The organism is Novosphingobium sp. BF6, from assembly GCF_058273105.1.
Window position 1 is genome coordinate 554,561 of the sequence record NZ_CM177775.1, and the last position, 18,179, is coordinate 572,739.

Genomic DNA, 18,179 nt, shown 5'->3' on the forward strand with positions numbered 1-18,179 from the left:
TCATGAGCCTGCGCTCCGCCCCTCTGGTTCCCACCGCGCGCGCGGCCGGGCTGCTGGCGCTGGCCGCGCCGGTCGCGCTGGTGATCGGCGCGACCCGGCCCGAGGCCTGGATCGCGGCGCCGGTCTTCGGGCTGCTGGTGCTGGCGCTGATCGTCGTCGATGCGCTGCTGGCGGGACGGCTGGGCGATCTCAACGTTGCGGTGCCGGGCGATGTCGAAGTGGGGGCGCCGTTCGAAGTGACTGCCGCGCTCGATCTCTCGGGCACGCGCGCCTCGCGCGTCGAGCTGGCGCTGGAATGCGATCCGCGCCTGGCGCCGGGTGGCCGCGCGAGCCTGCCGCTGGCGCTTCGAGACAAGGGCTGGCGCGGCGCGCTGACCTTGCGGGCCTCGCGGCGCGGCACCGGGCGGATCGCGGGGACCTGGCTGCGCTGGACCGGGCCGCTGGGCCTCGGCGCGCGGCAGTTCCGGGGCGATCTCGGCCAAGAGGTGCGGGTCTGGCCGAATATCGCCGCGGTGCGCTCGCCCGCCTTGCAGACGTTCCTCAAGGACGCGCAGTTCGGCCTGATCGCCCGCCGCATCCGGGGCGAGGGCACCCAGTTCGAATCGCTGGCCGAATATCAGCCGGGCATGGACCGCCGCCGGATCGACTGGAAAAGCTCGGCCCGCCACGTCCACCTCTATGCCAAGGAATACGAGACCGAGCGCAACAACCAGATCGTCTTCGCCTTCGATTGCGGCCAGACCATGTGCGAGCCGATTCAGGGCATGCCCCGGCTCGACCGCGCGGTCTCGGCGGCGCTGGCGACGAGCTATGTCGCGCTGAAGGGCGGGGACCGGGTCTCGCTGTTCGGCTTCGCGGCGCGGCCCGAAGTGACGACGCCGTTCGTCACCGCCTCGCGCGATTTCTTTCGCCTGCAACGCGCGGCGGCGGGGCTGGAATACCGCTCGGAGGAGCCGAACTTCACGCTCGCACTGGCGACTCTGGCGGCGCGGCTCCAGCGCCGTTCGCTGATCGTGGTGTTCTCGGACTTCACCGATCCCACGAGCGCGCAGTTGATGATCGAATCGATCGGCCGACTGGTCTCGCGCCATGTCGTGCTGTTCGTGACGATGGCCGACGACGAGCTGGAGGCGATCTCCGGCGCCGCGCCGGATGACCTTGAAACCCTGTCCATGGCGGTTTCCGCCGACACCCTGCTGCGCCAGCGCGCGCTGGTGACGAAGAAGCTGCAACAGCTCGGCGTCGATGTGGTGGAGGCGCCCTATCACACGATCGGCACCCGCCTGATCGACGCCTACCTCGAAATCAAGCGATCGGGAGCGATCGGATGAACGCCGCCAGTCTGCTTCCCGATTCCGTTTCCGCCATCGAGAGTGCCGCGCTGCGCTCCGACCGTTTCCGCCTGGAGCGCGAGGCCGACTGGCAGCGACTGGAGGCGATCGTCACCCGCATGGAGAAAGGCCGGTTGCGCCGTCTCTCCGACGAGGACCTGCTGGCGCTGCCCGGCCTCTACCGCACGGTGGCCTCCAGCCTGTCGATCGCTCGCGAGACGTCGCTCGACGCGGCGACGCTGGCCTATCTCGAAGTGCTGGTGCAGCGGGCGTGGTTCGTCGTCTACGGCCCGCGCACCTCGCTGTGGGACTGGCTGCGCGGCTTCCTCGGCGGCGGCTGGAGCGCGGCGGTCCGGGCGATCTGGATCGACCTCGCGGTGGCGCTGGCGGTCATGGTTGCGGGCGTTGCCGTGGGCTGGCTGCTCGTGGCGCACGATGTGAACTGGTATCACGCGCTCGTGGGCGGCGACATGGCGGGCAGCCGGGTGCCCGGCGCGACGCCGCAGGCCTTGCGCGGGACCCTGTTCGGCGAGGCTGACCGGCCCGGTATGAGCGTCTTCGCCGCCCAGCTGTTCAGCAACAATGCGCAAGTCTCGATCCTCGCCTTCGCGCTCGGTTTCGCGTTCGGGCTGCCTTCGCTGATGCTGCTGGTCCAGAACATGGCCTCGCTGGGGGCGATGCTCTGGCTCTACAGCGGCGCCGGGCTGCTCGTCGATTTCGCGGGCTGGCTGGCGGTCCACGGCACGACCGAGCTTTTCGCGATTCTGCTCGCGGGAGGCGCCGGGCTGCATATCGGCAGGGCTTTGGCCTTTCCGGGTAACCGACCGATCCTTCAGGCCGCGTCGGAGGCAGGCCGCCGATCGGCGCTGGTCATGACCGGCGTGGTGTTGATGCTGATCGTCGCCGCACTGCTCGAAGGCTTCGCGCGGCAGATGGTGGACCAGACTTTCGGGCGCTTCGTCATCGGCGGCTTCATGCTCTCGCTATGGTGTGCCTATTTCTTCGCCTTTCGCGGGAATCTCGGAAAAGTGAGGGCGGCATGAGACGCAGCCACCGCTCGCGCGACCGCGTGCTGACGACGCCCGAGGGCATCTCGGTGCCCGTCACCGTCGGCAGCCGGGGCTCGCGCCTCGGCGCGCTGCTGCTCGACCTCACGTTCATATCGCTGCTGATCGGGCTGACCACGATGGCGCTGATCCTGATGGCGGGGGGCGTGGCGGCCTTCGAGCACCAGATCGGACAGAAGAACGCCCTCGGCCATGCGCTGCAGTTTCTGGTGATCGTCTGGATCGTCATCATGTTCCTGTTCCGCAACGCCTATTTCCTGTTCTTCGAACTCGGTCCGCGCGGCGCGACGCCGGGCAAGCGGATATCCGGCATCCGCATCGCCGCGCGCGACGGCGGCCGTCTCACTGCCGAGATGGTGATCGCCCGCAACCTGCTGCGCGATGTCGAGCTGTTCCTGCCGATCATCTTCATTGTGCAGGCGGGTGCGGATAGTGGCTTGGGCTGGCTGGCAGCGGCAGGCTGGTTCGCGATCTTCCTGTTGTTCCCGCTGTTCAACCGCGATGCCTTGCGCGCGGGCGACGTGATCGCCGGGACCTGGGTGGTGGAGCGCCCGCGCCGCAAGCTGGAGGCCGCGCTTTCGGTCAGCCGCGAGCGGATGCCTGAGCCTCGCGCCGGGCGCCATGCCGAAGCGCCCGCCCGGCGCGGCTACCGCTTCGAGGAAGCCGAACTGGCGGTCTACGGCGAATACGAATTGCAGGCGCTCGAACGGGTGCTGCGCGACGACCGCGCGCAGTCGCTTGAAAGCGTCTACCAGACCATCGCCCACAAGATCGGCCGGACGGATGGCTGGAACGACGAGCGCGCTTTCCTGGAAGACTACTACACCCAATTGCGCGCGCGGCTGGAAGCGGGCATGCGCATGGGCCGCCGCAAGGCCGACAAGTTTTCCGGGACCCCGCAATGACCCGTAGCCTCACGATCGTCGAGGACGATCTGACCGATCGCAGGGTGCTCGACCTGCTTCAGTTCCATCTCGACGAAATGCGGCAGTGGTCGCCGCCCGAGAGCGTCCATGCGATGCCCGCCGAGCGTCTGCGCCAGCCGGACGTGACGTTCTTCTCGGCCTGGGACGGCGAGCGCGTCGTCGGGTGCGGGGCGATCAAGCACCTGGATGACGGGCACGTTGAACTCAAGTCGATGCGCGCCGCGCCTGATTATCGCGGCCGGGGCGTGGGCAAGGCGATCCTGCTGCGCCTGATCGAGGAAGCCCGCGCGCGTGGCTATGCCCGCGTCAGCCTCGAAACCGGGCGGCCCGAGCCGTTCCACGCCGCCCACGGCCTCTACCGCGCCCACGGCTTCGTGGAATGCCCGCCTTTCGGCAGCTACGAGCACGATCCCTTCTCGATGTGCATGACCAAGGACCTGTGATGAACCTGCGTTTCGCTACCCCCGCCCATGCCGCCGCGCTGGCCGATCTCGGTACCCGCAGTTTCGTCGCGAAGTTCGGGTACATGTATACGCCCGAGGACCTGCGCAATTTCCTCGCGGAATCGCACAGCGAGGCGAAGGCGGTCAAGGAGATCGCCGATCCCTCCATGCGGTTGCTGCTCGCCGAGGAGGAGGGCAGGCTGCTGGGATTTTGCAAGCTCGTCCTTGCCTGCGGCTGGCCGGAGCATGCGCGGGGGCAGGCGGTGATCGAACTCAAGCAGCTCTATACCGATCCGGACACGACCGGACGCGGGATCGGCTCGGCGCTGATGGACCGGGCGCTGGAGATCGCCCGCGAGCAGGCCGCCGACGAGATGCAGCTTTCCGTGTGGAGCGGCAATGAAGGCGCGCAGAAGTTCTATGCCCGCTACGGCTTCGGCAAAGTGGCCGATATCTATTTCATGGTCGGCGACCAGCGGGACGACGAGTTTCTCTACGCCCGGATGATGTGACGGGCGTCGGGCTTGCGGGTGGCTCTAGCGTCGCTGGCGGCGCTCCATCGGCAGTGTGGGCTTGTGCGAATCCGATAGCGCCTTTGCCTCGGCTTTAGGCAGGCCGAGGTCGGTCAGTGCCCATTCCAGCGCCTGTTCCTTGGGCACGGCCACATCCGGGGCCACGCCGTCACCCTCCCAGTCCTTGCCGGTGGCGGGATCGTAAGTGCGCCCGACCGGCAGGAAAACCGCCAGTCCGCCCGGCAGATCGACTTGCCCGCCGAAATGGTTGGCCCCGGCTGTCGGCTCCCCCACCAGCATCGCACGGTGCGTGACCTTCATGGCGAGGGCGAAATGCTCGGCGGCGGAGGCGGTGCGGGGGCCGGTGAGCAGGTAGACTTTGGCCCCGCGCAGCCGGGGGTCGGTATTCGGCGTGACCCAGTGCTCGCGCCGGACCATGCGTTCGTCGGGTACGGGCTTCAACGAGGGAGTGCTGCCCAGCGGCGAGCCGAGTTCCTGTTCGGCGGCACGCGGGCTTTCCATCGTCACCAGCCGCGTCGACTTCGCGAAGAGCCAGGGCAACATGACGTCCATCTGCTGCAAGCCGCCGCCATGATGGGTGCGCAAGTCGAAGATCAGCGCCCGTGCGGCGGCGTGATCTGCCATGAAGGCGGCCATGGCCTGCGTCGTCGCCGCGTCGTCGGGGAATTCGTTGATGCGGATATAGGCCACGCCCGGTGCGAGCCAGCCGGGCTGCTCGAACATCGGAATCGTCGGACGGGCAGGCGCTGCCGCGGCGGTTCCCGGCGCCGGGGCTTCCGGCTTGACCGTCCAGACATGCAGATGGCCGTCTGGCGCCGTGGCCTGAAGGTCGGCGGTCATCGCCTTGGCGGCGTCGTCCTTCGATAGCCGGGTGTAGCGGCCTGCACCGACAGCCGCGCGCAGGCCGGCGGCGTAGCGGGCGCCCTGTTCCGGCGTGATGAACATGCGTTCCAGCAGGTCCGCGAGCTTGCAGGCGGCGGCATCATTGCCGTTCGGCGCCACGGCGGGGCAGGGCGGCGGTGCGGCTGCTATGGCGGTTCCGGCAGGGATAGCGGAGGCGAGGGACAGGCTCAGCAGGATGCTCTTCATGGCGGATTTCCGGATGTCTTCTCTGTACGCCAGAATGACGTAATCGCGGGCAAAACGGCAAATGCGCCCGCCGGGGCGTTTCGTGCCTTCGTCGAAAGCCGAAAGGCTGATCGCGTTCACACGCAATCGTGCTTCAAACCGTCACCGCAAAGGCCTATAGGGGCGGCATGTCTTCCGTACGTCCCTGGCGCGATATCGAGCGCCGCAAGAGCCGCCAGATCATGGTCGGCAGTGTGCCCGTCGGCGGCGATGCCCCGATTACGGTGCAGACCATGACCAACACCCTCACGTCCGACGCCAAGGCGACGATCGACCAGATCCGCCGCTGCGAGGATGCCGGGGCGGACCTGATCCGCGTCTCCTGCCCCGACGTGGAGAGCACGGCGGCGATGAAGGAGATCGTCCGCGCCGCCCGCGTGCCGCTGATCGCCGACATCCATTTCCACTACAAGCGCGCGCTTGAGGCCGCCGATGCGGGTGCCGCCTGCCTGCGCATCAATCCGGGCAATATCGGGTCCGACGACCGCGTCGCCGAGGTCGTCCGCGCCGCCAAGGCCAACGGCTGCGCGATCCGCATCGGCGTCAATGCCGGCAGCCTCGAAAGGGATCTGCTGGAGAAGTACGGCGAGCCCTGCCCCGAGGCGCTGGTCGAATCGGCGATGGACCACATCAAGCTGCTCCAGGACCACGACTTCCACGAATACAAGGTGGCGGTGAAGGCCAGCGACGTGTTCCTCGCCGTCGCCGCCTATCAGGGGCTGGCAGAGGCGGTGGACTGCCCGCTGCACCTCGGCATCACCGAAGCGGGCGGTCTGATCGGCGGCACCGTGAAGTCCTCGATCGGCATGGGCATGCTGCTCTGGTCCGGCATCGGCGATACCCTGCGCGTCTCGCTCTCGGCCGAGCCGGAAGAGGAAGTGCGCGTCGGTTTCGAGATGCTCAAGGCGCTGGGCCTGCGCACGCGCGGCGTGCGCGTGGTATCCTGCCCCTCCTGCGCCCGACAGGGTTTCGACGTGATCCGCACGGTCGAGGCGCTGGAGGACCGGCTCCAGCACATCAAGACCCCGCTCTCGCTCTCGGTGCTCGGCTGCGTCGTCAACGGTCCCGGCGAGGCGCGCGAGACCGATATCGGCCTGACCGGCGGCGGCAACGGCAAGCACATGGTCTACCTCTCGGGCGTGACCGACCACGTCGTCCAGTCCGAAGACATGCTCGACCATATCGTCAAGCTGGTCGAGGCCAAGGCCGCCGAGATCGAAGCCGCGAACGAGGCGCAGGCCCAGGCTGCCGAATGATTCTCGCTGAATGAATCTAAGCCAGCAAATGGGCGGGGAGGCACGGGCCTTCCTTGCCTCGCTGCGTGACGGCGTCTTGCTGTGGAAGCTGGCGCCGATCATTCCCGCGCTCGCGGTGCTGCCGGAGTTCGCGCAGCATGTCGTCGAGATCCGTCTCGGCATGTTCGCGAGCCACGATGCCTTTGCCGCCTTCGGTTCCGTTCCGGCCCGGATGTCGCTGGGTTCGATCAAGGTGGCGGGGTTGGTGCTCTCAACCCTGCTGGCCGCGCGCTTCTGGGCCAATCGTGCGGAAGGCGCGCGGTTCTGGAGCCTGGCCGGGATCGGCTGGAAGCAGGTGCTGCTCGGATTCCTCGTGCAGGTGCTGTGCTCGATCCCCGGCTTCTTCGACTTGCGCTTGGCGCCTGCCGGGCAGTTCGCGCTTTCGGCATTGCTGTTCCTTGTCAGCCTGCCGGGCATGGTGCTGATGATCGGGGGCCTGTTGGGAGACCGGACCAGTGGCCTGAGGGACGCCTACTGGAACGGCTGGGCGCGGACTCTGCGCATGGCGCTCTTTACCGGGCCGGTCTTTGCCCTGCTTCAGCAAGTCCATCACTGGAACCATGTCCTCGCGCTGGGCAAGCCCTTGGCAGTGGTCTGGGGCTTGATGACCTGGGATGCGCTATTGGTGGGTCTGATCGCGACGCTTGTGGGGACCGGGCTTTATTACGGCTATCGTGGCGGCCGTTTCCTTAGGGATTGACCCTAATTCGTCATTGCGAGCGGAGGCGGCGCAGCCATTCATCTCGCTCTGCAATGAAGGCACCGAGAGATAGGGCAGGGCGCAAGGCCGACAGTACCGGGGGTGCAGGGGGGCTATGCTCCCCTGCTTTCAACTTCCCCTAAACCTTCAGACGAACCCGCCGAGCCCCGCAAGGCTGGACCAGACTGCGAACGCAGCCATGGCGATGACGGACGCCATCGCGGCCGGTACGAACTTGGACTCGGGGTTGCCCATCTGAAACCAGCCTTGCGGGAAGAACGGAAGGTAGCCTCTCTATGCCCGTGGCAGCGCGGGCAGACCATGTCGCCGGTCGAGCACCGTAAGCCCCCCATCGAAGCGTAAAGCAAAAGACCCCGCCGGATCGCTCCGGCGGGGTCTTTCGTGTGCCTGTCAGGCGGGAGAGAGGGAAGCTTACGCTTCGTCGCCCTCATCACCCTTGATCAGGTAATCGCCGGCATCGGCGTCCAGACCATGGGTTTCACCTTCGACCGCGGCGAGCGGATCGTTGCCGATCGCGGCTTCCGGGCCCTGGGCCAGTTCGGCTGCGTGCTCTTCTTCCGCCGTGTTGGCGGCGATCAGGGCTTCCTGCATGCGGCGATAGGACGCGCGCAGGGCAGCGTCGCGGCTGGAGGCCGCCACGCGGACGCGGTTCATGCCGGCGCCGGTACCCGCCGGGATGAGGCGACCGACGATGACGTTTTCCTTGAGGCCGATGAGCGAGTCCTTCTTGCCCTCGACAGCCGCCTGCGTGAGCACGCGGGTGGTCTCCTGGAACGACGCCGCCGAGATGAACGAGCGGGTCTGGAGCGACGCCTTGGTGATGCCGAGAAGCACCGGCTTGCCTTCCGCGGGCTGCTTGCCCTCGGGAAGCTTGCTGTTGATCTCGAACATTTCCTCGTAGTCGACCTGTTCGCCCGGCAGCAGGGTGGTGTCGCCACCGGCCGTGATCTCGACCTTCTGCAGCATCTGACGAACGATCGTCTCGATGTGCTTGTCGTTGATCTTCACGCCCTGCAGTCGGTAGACTTCCTGGATTTCCGCGACGAGGTATTCTGCCAGAGCCTCGACGCCGAGGACTTCGAGAATGTCGTGCGGATCGGGCGAACCCGAGATCAGGTTGTCGCCCTTCTTCACGAAGTCGCCTTCCTGCACGTCGATCACGCGGCTCTTCGGGATCAGGTACTCGACCGGATCACCCTCTTCCGGGATGATCGCGATCTTGCGCTTGGCCTTGTAGTCGCGAACGAACTCGATGCGGCCGGAAACCTTTGCAATGATCGAGTTGTCCTTCGGCTTGCGGGCCTCGAACAGTTCGGCAACGCGCGGCAGACCACCGGTGATGTCGCGGGTCTTGGCGGCTTCGCGCGAAGCACGGGCGATGATGTCGCCGGCTTCGACGGTCTGGCCGTCCTCGACCGAGAGCGTGGTGCCCGGCGCCATCATGTAGCGCGCGGTCTCGCCCGACGAGTCGTCCAGAAGGGTGATGCGCGGACGCAGGTCTTCCTTCTTCTTCGCGCTGCGCGACGAACGGTCTTCCGTCACGACGCGGCTGGTCATGCCGGTGGCGTCGTCGACCTGCTCGGTCAGCGTGCGGGTGTCGATCAGGTCTTGATACTTCACGACGCCCGAGGTTTCGGTGATGATCGGCAGCGAGAATGGATCCCACTCAGCCAGGCGTTCGCCTTCCTTCACCGAGGCGCCGTCCGTGTGGAGCAGCACCGTACCGTAAGGCACGCGGTGCATTGCGCGCTCGCGGCCTTCGCTGTCGAAGACCACGATCTCGCCGTTGCGGGCGAGCGACAGGCGGCGACCGCGCTTGTCGACGATCGTCGGGATGTCGCGATATTCGACCTTACCGTCAGCAATCGATTCCAGGTGGCTGGTTTCGTTGAGCTGCGCGGCGCCGCCGATGTGGAAGGTACGCATGGTGAGCTGGGTGCCCGGTTCACCGATCGACTGTGCGGCAATGACGCCGACGGCTTCACCGATGTTGACCGGGGTACCGCGAGCAAGGTCACGACCGTAGCACTTGCCGCAGACGCCCTGCTGGGCTTCGCAGACCAGCGGCGAACGGATGCGGGCAGCCTGGAGACCGGTCGCCTCGATGGCAGCCACGGCGGCTTCGTCGAGGAGCTGGCCCTTCGACGCAACCACGTTGCCTTCCTTGTCGACGATGTCCTCGGCCAAGGTACGGCCCAGGATACGCTCGGCGAGCGAGGCGATGGTCGAACCGCCCTGCACGATCGAACGCATTTCCAGCGCGCGCTCGGTACCGCAATCCTCGATCACGACGACGCAGTCCTGCGACACGTCGACCAGACGGCGGGTCAGGTAACCCGAGTTCGCCGTCTTCAGTGCGGTGTCGGCCAGACCCTTACGGGCGCCGTGGGTCGAGTTGAAGTATTCAAGAACGGTCAGACCTTCCTTGAAGTTCGAGATGATCGGCGTTTCGATGATCTCGCCAGACGGCTTGGCCATGAGGCCGCGCATACCGCCCAGCTGCTTCATCTGTGCCGGGGAACCACGCGCACCGGAGTGGCTCATCATGTAGATCGAGTTGATCTGGGCCATGCGGCCGGTCTCGGGATCGATCGGCTGTGCCTTCAGGTCTTCCATCATGGCGTTCGCCACCTGGTCGCCGCAACGGCTCCAGGCGTCGATCACCTTGTTGTACTTTTCCTGCTGGGTGATGAGACCGTCCTGGTACTGCTGCTCGTAGTCGGCAACCAGTTCCTTGGTCTCGGCAACCAGGGCTTCCTTCGATTCCGGGATGATCATGTCATCCTTGCCGAAGGAGATGCCGGCCTTGAACGCATTGCGGAAGCCGAGCGACATGATCGCGTCGGCGAACAGCACCGTGTCCTTCTGGCCGGTGTGACGGTAGACCTGGTCGATCACGTCACCGATTTCCTTCTTGGTGAGAAGGCGGTTGACGACGTCGAAGGGCACGGTGTGCGACTTCGGCAGGCATTCGCCCAGCAGCATGCGGCCCGGAGTGGTCTCGAAGCGCTTCATGTACTGCTCGCCGTTCTCGTCGGTCTGCGGCACGCGGGCCTCGATCTTCGAGTGCAGCGTCACGGCACCGACGTGAAGCGCCTGGTGCACTTCGGCCATGTCCGCGAACTTCATGCCTTCGCCCGGCTCGCCGGTACGGTCCATCGACAGGTAGTACAGGCCGAGAACCATGTCCTGCGAAGGAACGATGATCGGCTTGCCGTTTGCCGGCGACAGGATGTTGTTGGTCGACATCATCAGCACGCGCGCTTCCAGCTGGGCTTCCAGCGAGAGCGGAACGTGGACGGCCATCTGGTCACCGTCGAAGTCGGCGTTGAACGCCGAGCAGACGAGCGGGTGCAGCTGGATCGCCTTGCCTTCGATCAGGACCGGCTCGAACGCCTGGATGCCCAGACGGTGGAGCGTCGGCGCGCGGTTCAGCATGACCGGGTGCTCGCGAATGACTTCGTCGAGGATGTCCCAGACTTCCTTGCGTTCCTTCTCGACCCACTTCTTGGCCTGCTTCAGGGTCATGGAAAGACCCTTGGCGTCCAGACGGGCGTAGATGAACGGCTTGAACAGTTCGAGCGCCATCTTCTTCGGCAGGCCGCACTGGTGCAGCTTGAGTTCCGGACCGGTCACGATGACCGAACGGCCCGAATAGTCGACGCGCTTGCCGAGCAGGTTCTGACGGAAGCGGCCCTGCTTGCCCTTGAGCATGTCGGACAGCGACTTCAGCGGACGCTTGTTGGCGCCGGTGATGACGCGGCCGCGGCGGCCGTTGTCGAACAGGGCGTCGACGGCTTCCTGCAGCATGCGCTTTTCGTTGCGGACGATGATGTCCGGCGCACGCAGTTCGATCAGGCGCTTCAGGCGGTTGTTACGGTTGATGACGCGGCGATAGAGGTCGTTGAGGTCCGACGTCGCGAAACGGCCACCGTCCAGCGGCACCAGCGGACGCAGTTCCGGCGGAATGACCGGCACGACTTCCAGGATCATCCACTCGGGACGGTTGCCCGAATCGATGAACGATTCGACGACCTTCAGGCGCTTGATGATCTTCTTGGGCTTGAGTTCCGACTTGGTCGTCTCAAGTTCCTGGAGAAGGTCCGCACGCTCCTGCTCGAGGTCGAGGTTGATGAGCATGTGCTTCACCGCCTCGGCGCCGATACCGGCCGAGAAGGCGTCTTCGCCGTACTCGTCCTGGGCGTCGAGCATCTCGTCTTCGGTGAGCAGCTGGTACTTCTCGAGCGGGGTCAGGCCCGGCTCGATGACAATGTAGCTCTCGAAGTAGAGGACGCGCTCAAGCTGCTTGAGCTGCATGTCGAGCAGCAGGCCGATGCGCGAAGGCAGCGACTTCAGGAACCAGATGTGCGCGACAGGCGCGGCCAGCTCGATGTGGCCCATGCGCTCGCGGCGCACCTTGGTGACGGTGACTTCGACGCCGCACTTTTCGCAGACGACGCCCTTGTACTTCATGCGCTTGTACTTGCCGCAAAGGCATTCGTAGTCCTTCACGGGACCGAAGATGCGGGCGCAGAAGAGGCCGTCACGCTCAGGCTTGAACGTACGGTAGTTGATGGTTTCCGGCTTCTTGATCTCGCCGAAGGACCAGGAGCGAATGCGCTCGGGGCTGGCGAGACCGATCTGGATCTGATCGAAGGTCTCGGGCTTAGCCATCTGGTTGGTGAACTTGGACAGGTCGTTCATGGTTTTATCCCTCTAGAGGGTGAATTCTTCAGGCGGACAGGCCTTTAAGCGAAAACTGGGTGGGCGAGGCGCGAGACGCCCCGCCCGATCCCGTTATTCCGCCGCCAGCGCCGTATCGTCGCCGTCCTCGTTGTCGTCGTGGCTGGTAAGCTCGACGTTGAGGCCCAGCGAGCGCATTTCCTTGACGAGCACGTTGAAGCTCTCGGGAATGCCGGCCTCGAAGGTGTCGTCGCCCTTGACGATCGCTTCGTAGACCTTGGTGCGGCCGACCACGTCGTCCGACTTCACCGTCAGCATTTCCTGGAGCGTGTAAGCCGCGCCGTAGGCCTGGAGAGCCCAGACCTCCATTTCCCCGAAGCGCTGGCCGCCGAACTGCGCCTTACCGCCCAGCGGCTGCTGGGTGACGAGCGAGTAGGGGCCGATCGAACGCGCGTGGATCTTGTCGTCGACAAGGTGGTGCAGCTTGAGCACGTACTTGCAGCCGACGGTCACCTTGCGGTCGAAACGATCGCCGGTGCGGCCGTCGTAGAGATCGACCTGGCCCGACTCGTCGAGACCGGCGAGCTTGAGCATGTCGGTGACGTCCTTCTCGATCGCACCGTCGAAGACCGGCGAACCCATCGGCACGCCCTTGCGGACGGACTGGGCGAATTCGACGATCTGCTCGTCGCTGCGCGCGTCGATCTCGGCGGTGTAGTTGTCGCCGTAGACTTCCTTGAGCAGCTCGCGCACCGCTTCCGGCGGCTGGCCGGCTTCGGGGTTCGGGTTGGCTGCGCGCCAGTCGTCCAGAGCCGCGCCGATCCGCGCGCCGAGGCCGCGGGCGGCCCAGCCGAGGTGGGTTTCGAAGATCTGACCGACGTTCATGCGCGAAGGCACGCCCAGCGGGTTCAGCACGAAGTCGACCGGGGTACCGTCTTCGAGGAAGGGCATGTCTTCCAGCGGCAGGATGCGGCTGATGATACCCTTGTTGCCGTGACGGCCGGCCATCTTGTCGCCCGGCTGAAGCTTGCGCTTCACGGCCACGAAGACCTTGACCATCTTGAGCACGCCGGGCGCGAGTTCGTCACCGCGTTCCAGCTTCTCCTTGCGGTCCTCGAACTTCTCCTGGATCGCCTTGACGGTGAGGTCGTACTGGGTCTTCACCGCTTCGAGCTGCGACTGCATGTGGTCGTCCGCAACCGCGAACTTCCACCACTCGTGACGCTCGACTTCGTCCAGCAGTTCCTCGGTGATGTCCACGCCCTTCTTGAGGCCCTTGGGCGCCGAAGCGGCGACCTGGCCGAGGAGCATGTCCTTCAGACGGTTGTAGGTGGCGCGGTTGAGGATCGCACGTTCATCCTCGCGGTCCTTGGCGAGGCGTTCGATTTCCTCGTTCTGGATCGCGCGGGTACGGTCGTCGACCTCGATACCGTGACGGTTGAACACGCGCACATCGACGATCGTGCCCGAAACGCCCGGCGGCAGACGCAGCGAGGTGTCGCGGACGTCCGAAGCCTTTTCACCGAAGATGGCGCGCAGGAGCTTTTCTTCCGGCGTCATCGGGCTTTCGCCCTTCGGGGTGATCTTGCCGACCAGGATGTCGCCCGGGTGCACTTCGGCGCCGATGTAGACGATGCCCGCTTCGTCGAGGTTGCGCAGGGCTTCCTCGCCGACGTTCGGGATGTCGCGGGTGATGTCTTCCGGACCCAGCTTGGTGTCGCGGGCCATGACTTCGAACTCGTCGATGTGGATCGACGTGAAGACGTCTTCCTTCACGATCCGCTCGGAGATCAGGATGGAGTCTTCGTAGTTGTAACCGTTCCAGGGCATGAACGCGACGAGCACGTTGCGGCCCAGGGCCAGTTCGCCGAACTCGGTCGAGGGACCGTCGGCGATGGTGTCGCCGGCCTGGATCACTTCGCCCACCTTCACCAGCGGACGCTGGTTGATGCAGGTCGACTGGTTCGAGCGTTCGAACTTCTGCAGGCGGTAGATGTCGACGCCCGACTTGCCGGGTTCGATATCGCCCGAGGCGCGGATGACGATACGGGTGGCGTCGACCTGGTCGACGATACCGGCGCGCAGCGCCGAGATCGCGGCGCCCGAGTCACGCGCAACCGTCTCTTCCATGCCGGTGCCGACGAACGGAGCGTCCGCCTTCACGAGCGGCACGGCCTGACGCTGCATGTTCGAGCCCATGAGTGCGCGGTTGGCGTCGTCGTTTTCCAGGAACGGAATGAGCGAGGCGGCCACCGAGACGAGCTGCTTGGGCGAAACGTCCATCAGCGTGATCTGGTCGCGCGGGCTCATCACGAATTCGCCGTTCTGGCGAGCCGAGACGAGTTCCTCGACGAACGAACCGTCGGTGTTGAGCGCAGCCGACGCCTGGGCGACGGTGTGCTTCTGCTCTTCCATGGCCGAGAGGTAGACCACGTCCTTCGACACCAGACCGTCGACCACGCGGCGGTACGGCGTCTCGATGAAGCCGTACTTGTTGACGCGGGCAAAGGTCGAGAGCGAGTTGATCAGACCGATGTTCGGGCCTTCCGGCGTTTCAATCGGGCAGATACGGCCATAGTGGGTCGGGTGAACGTCGCGGACTTCGAAGCCTGCGCGCTCACGGGTGAGACCGCCCGGCCCAAGTGCCGAAACGCGGCGCTTGTGGGTGACTTCCGACAGCGGGTTGGTCTGGTCCATGAACTGCGAGAGCTGCGAGGAACCGAAGAACTCGCGAACGGCGGCCACGGCGGGCTTGGCGTTGATGAGGTCGTTCGGCATGACCGTCGACACGTCCACCGACGACATGCGCTCCTTCACGGCGCGCTCCATGCGGAGCAGGCCGACGCGATACTGGTTCTCGAGCAGCTCGCCCACCGAACGCACGCGGCGGTTGCCGAGGTTGTCGATGTCGTCGATTTCGCCCTTGCCGTCCTTGAGGCCGACCAGTTCCTTCACGACCGCGAGAATGTCGTCGGTGCGCAGGGTGGTGACGGTATCCTCGACGTCGAGGCCGAGACGCATGTTCAGCTTGACGCGGCCCACGGCCGAGAGGTCGTAGCGGTCGGCGTCGAAGAACAGGCCGGCGAAGAGAGCTTCGGCGGTTTCCTTCGTCGGCGGTTCGCCCGGACGCATGACCTTGTAGATCGCTTCCAGACCCATGTCGCGATTGTCGGCCTTGTCGGCCTTCATCGTGTTGCGGATCCAGGGACCGGTGTTGATGTCGTCGATGTCGAGCAGGTCGATCTGGTCGATGCCCGCGCGGTCGAGCGCTTCGAGGTTCTCCGGCGAAACTTCGTCACCGGCCTCGATGTAGATGCGGCCGGTCGACTCGTCGATCAGGTCCTTGGACGAATAGCGGCCGAAGATTTCCTCGGTCGGGATCAGCAGTTCCTCAAGGCCGTCCTTCTGCGCCTTGTTGGCGGCGCGCGGCGAGATCTTGGTGCCGGCCGGGAACACGACTTCACCCGACTTGGCGTCGACGATGTCGAAGGCGGGCTTGGCGCCGCGCCAGGCTTCGGCCTGGTAGGGCAGCTGCCAGCCGCCCGAACCGCGCTTCCAGGTCACGGTCTGGTAGAAGTAGTCGAGGATCTGCTCGGAATCGAGGCCGAGGCTGTAGAGCAGCGCGGTGACCGGCAGCTTGCGCTTGCGGTCGATACGCACGTTCACGATGTCCTTGGCGTCGAACTCGAAGTCGAGCCACGAACCGCGGTAGGGGATCACGCGGGCAGCGAAGAGGAACTTGCCCGAGGAGTGGGTCTTGCCGCGGTCATGGTCGAACAGGACGCCCGGCGAACGGTGCATCTGCGACACGATCACGCGCTCGGTGCCGTTGATGAAGAAGGTGCCGTTCTCGGTCATGAGCGGCATGTCGCCCATGTAGACGTCCTGCTCCTTGATATCGAGGACCGAGCGGGTCTCGGTCTCGGCGTCGACTTCGAACACGATCAGGCGCAGCGTGACCTTCATCGGGGCCGCATAAGTGATGCCGCGCTGGCGACACTCGGTCACGTCGTACTTCGGCTCTTCCAGCTCGTAGTGGACGAAGTCGAGTTCGCTGGTGCCCGCGAAGTCGCGGATCGGGAAGACCGACCGCAGGGTCTTCTCCAGGCCCGAGACGTAGCCGGTCGCGGGATCGGAACGCAGGAACTGTTCGTAGCTCTCGCGCTGAACCTCGATCAGGTTCGGCATCTGGACGACTTCGTGGATGTCGCCAAAGATCTTGCGGATCCGCTTCTTGACGGAGCGGCGATTATCGACGGGCTTGGTGGCCATGACCTGGTCTTTGCCTCTTCGCTTCAGGGGCCGATTCGAAAGGACCGGCCCGAATAAATTTCGTCTTCGCGAGGACGTCTTGTCCGCCATCCGAAACACCAAAAGGCCGCACGGCGCGCGCGCAAAACCGGGGGTTTTGCCGATGCGGCCAGCAGCCTTCTGCGTCAGATGAAACCCGTTCCGCTTCCTTCCCGGACCGGTCCCCGCGCATGGATCGGCCTTGCTCGAAGCGGTCGAGCGAGGGCGTCATATAGGAGTCGGGGGCGTCTCTGTCAAACGGGGCGGCGCATTTCCGCGCGTTTCGCGGCGGGAAGGGGAGGCGGGCCGGTTCGGTGGAGGGGGGCATGCCTGCAAGCGGCGGGAATGGTGAGGGTTTTCGAGAAACGGCAAGCGACATATCGTTTTTCAATATTATTGTTTGACGATAAGGCGATTCGGGTTTATTGAATTTCGATATCGAACATATCGGAGAACGAACAATGATCTTCTCTCAATCGCAAAAGGCTCCCCGTCCCGTCGCTGCCGTTCTGGCCATGGCTTTCGTGGCCGCGTTCTGGCTGCCGACGATTTCCACCCCCGCAGAGGCGGCCGATACCCCGGTTCCGGATCGGGCCGTGCTCGTCATCGCCGCGCCGGTCGCTCCGGCGCTGATGTAATCCATAGAAAGGGGCACCGACCGATGACCAAGACCATGACCGCGCTCACCCGCGACCCGCTTCTCGCCATCGCCAAGGGACTGCTGTGGTTTCTCATGGCGAGCATGGCTATCGGCGTGGCCGCATGCCTTGTCGCGATCCCGCTGCTGCTGTTCTTCCAGAACGACATTTCGGTCGAAATGGCCAAGGACATGCCTCTGGTGCTGCCCCAGTTCTTCTGGGTCGTCAGCGGCATCCTGGTCTTTGCCGCCATCCTCTGCTGCGTGCTGTTCCGGATCTTCCAACTGCTGAAGCGCATCGTCGGCACGGTTGCCGAGGGCGATCCCTTCGTGCCCGAAAACGCCGCGCGGCTGACGCAGATGGCCTGGTTCAGCCTGGTCGTGCAGCTCCTCGGCCTGCCGCTCTCGGGGCTCGGCGCCTGGATCAACCGGATCGGCGAGGGGCACACGCATATCGAGACGATGGGCGGCATCTCGGGCAACGGCCTCTTGCTGATGCTGATCCTGTTCATCCTCGCCCGTGTCTTCCGCAAGGGCGCCGAGATGCGCGCCGAACTGGAAGGAACCGTGTGATGGGCGAAGACAGCAGCGAAGGAGGCAATATCGTGGTGAAGCTCGACGACCTGCTCTATGCCCGCCGCATGACGCTGACCGAACTGGCGGAGCGCATCGGCATCACCCTGGCGAACCTCTCGATCCTCAAGACCGGCAAGGCCAAGGCCATCCGCTTCTCCACACTGGAGGCGATCTGCCGGGAACTCGACTGCCAGCCCGGCGACCTGCTGGGATACGATCCGGCCGCCTGAGGCTCTCTCAGTAACCGCGAATCGCTTGACTTCGGGCGCGCTTTCCTTCAGAGGCGCGCCCGAACCGTTGGGTTTCGGCCCATCGTTCATCCGTCCGAGACAGTTGGTGTCCTCGATTTGCGAGGACTTAATTTCCAGCCTAGACGGGGAACAGGAAATTTTCCGGCCCTCGCTCATGAGCGTGGTGTCCATTCGGGTTCCGACCCGAAAACTCCTTCCCCATCGCAAACGGACCCGCCCGAAGTGCATCAGCGCTTCGGACAAACGTAGCCGGCCGTGCGGAACGCGAGTTCCGAACGGTCACATGTGAAGGAGTAAG

Annotated in this window: 13 protein-coding genes; 10 read left to right on the plus strand and 3 right to left on the minus strand. The window is 65.1% G+C overall.

Annotated elements, in window-relative coordinates; genetic code table 11:
* The first annotated feature begins 2 nt into the window (after positions 1–2).
* The 5 genes from AC4D6D_RS02790 to AC4D6D_RS02810 are packed head-to-tail and all read left to right on the plus strand — an operon-like array spanning position 3 to position 4,279.
* On the plus strand, positions 3–1,331 hold the full coding sequence (locus tag AC4D6D_RS02790; protein WP_491326407.1) for a DUF58 domain-containing protein: 1,329 nt from the start codon (positions 3–5) through the stop codon (positions 1,329–1,331).
* Entirely contained in the window at positions 1,328–2,374 is a 1,047-nt protein-coding gene (locus AC4D6D_RS02795) for a stage II sporulation protein M (protein ID WP_147216358.1), read from the plus strand. Before AC4D6D_RS02790 ends, AC4D6D_RS02795 begins: the two co-directional genes overlap by 4 nt.
* Positions 2,371–3,303, plus strand: coding sequence for an RDD family protein (locus AC4D6D_RS02800; RefSeq protein ID WP_491326408.1), 933 nt, complete (start codon positions 2,371–2,373; stop codon positions 3,301–3,303). The genes AC4D6D_RS02795 and AC4D6D_RS02800 overlap by 4 nt, the downstream gene beginning before the upstream one ends.
* Positions 3,300–3,767: a GNAT family N-acetyltransferase gene (locus tag AC4D6D_RS02805; protein WP_491326409.1), complete on the plus strand. Its 468-nt coding sequence runs from the start codon at positions 3,300–3,302 to the stop codon at positions 3,765–3,767. Before AC4D6D_RS02800 ends, AC4D6D_RS02805 begins: the two co-directional genes overlap by 4 nt.
* Positions 3,767–4,279: a GNAT family N-acetyltransferase gene (locus tag AC4D6D_RS02810; protein WP_491326410.1), complete on the plus strand. Its 513-nt coding sequence runs from the start codon at positions 3,767–3,769 to the stop codon at positions 4,277–4,279. Before AC4D6D_RS02805 ends, AC4D6D_RS02810 begins: the two co-directional genes overlap by 1 nt.
* Before the next feature lie 24 nt (positions 4,280–4,303).
* Here the strand turns inward: AC4D6D_RS02810 and AC4D6D_RS02815 are convergent, their stop codons facing one another.
* Positions 4,304–5,389: a S41 family peptidase gene (locus tag AC4D6D_RS02815; RefSeq protein ID WP_491326411.1), complete on the minus strand. Its 1,086-nt coding sequence runs from the start codon at positions 5,387–5,389 to the stop codon at positions 4,304–4,306.
* Between the two features lie 167 nt (positions 5,390–5,556).
* Here AC4D6D_RS02815 and ispG point away from each other — a divergent pair, with 167 nt between their 5' ends.
* Together ispG and AC4D6D_RS02825 are read left to right on the plus strand one after the other, a co-directional pair.
* Positions 5,557–6,684: a flavodoxin-dependent (E)-4-hydroxy-3-methylbut-2-enyl-diphosphate synthase gene (gene ispG, locus AC4D6D_RS02820; protein ID WP_491326412.1), complete on the plus strand. Its 1,128-nt coding sequence runs from the start codon at positions 5,557–5,559 to the stop codon at positions 6,682–6,684.
* Positions 6,685–6,694: 10 nt separating this feature from the next.
* Positions 6,695–7,423, plus strand: a complete 729-nt coding sequence (locus AC4D6D_RS02825) for a hypothetical protein (protein WP_491326413.1) — start codon at positions 6,695–6,697, stop codon at positions 7,421–7,423.
* Between the two features lie 432 nt (positions 7,424–7,855).
* Here AC4D6D_RS02825 and rpoC read toward each other — a convergent pair whose 3' ends face one another.
* Both rpoC and rpoB read right to left on the minus strand, forming a co-directional pair.
* Positions 7,856–12,148 carry a DNA-directed RNA polymerase subunit beta' gene (gene rpoC / locus AC4D6D_RS02830; protein WP_491326414.1) on the minus strand — a complete coding sequence of 1,431 codons (4,293 nt, stop codon included), beginning with the start codon at positions 12,146–12,148 and terminating at the stop codon, positions 7,856–7,858.
* 93 nt (positions 12,149–12,241) lie between these two features.
* Complete coding sequence (gene rpoB / locus AC4D6D_RS02835) at positions 12,242–16,399, minus strand: DNA-directed RNA polymerase subunit beta (protein WP_147216374.1); 4,158 nt, start codon at positions 16,397–16,399, stop codon at positions 12,242–12,244.
* Between the two features lie 479 nt (positions 16,400–16,878).
* Between rpoB and AC4D6D_RS02840 the strand changes: the two genes are divergently transcribed.
* From AC4D6D_RS02840 to AC4D6D_RS02850, 3 genes are read left to right on the plus strand one after another with little or no spacing between them, the layout of a single operon-like run.
* Positions 16,879–17,055, plus strand: coding sequence for a hypothetical protein (locus tag AC4D6D_RS02840; protein ID WP_491326415.1), 177 nt, complete (start codon positions 16,879–16,881; stop codon positions 17,053–17,055).
* Between the two features lie 23 nt (positions 17,056–17,078).
* Complete coding sequence (locus AC4D6D_RS02845) at positions 17,079–17,627, plus strand: DUF2975 domain-containing protein (RefSeq protein ID WP_491326416.1); 549 nt, start codon at positions 17,079–17,081, stop codon at positions 17,625–17,627.
* Positions 17,627–17,860 (plus strand): helix-turn-helix domain-containing protein, encoded by a 234-nt coding sequence (locus AC4D6D_RS02850; protein ID WP_147216376.1) that lies wholly within the window; start codon positions 17,627–17,629, stop codon positions 17,858–17,860. The genes AC4D6D_RS02845 and AC4D6D_RS02850 overlap by 1 nt, the downstream gene beginning before the upstream one ends.
* Positions 17,861–18,179: the final 319 nt, after the last annotated feature.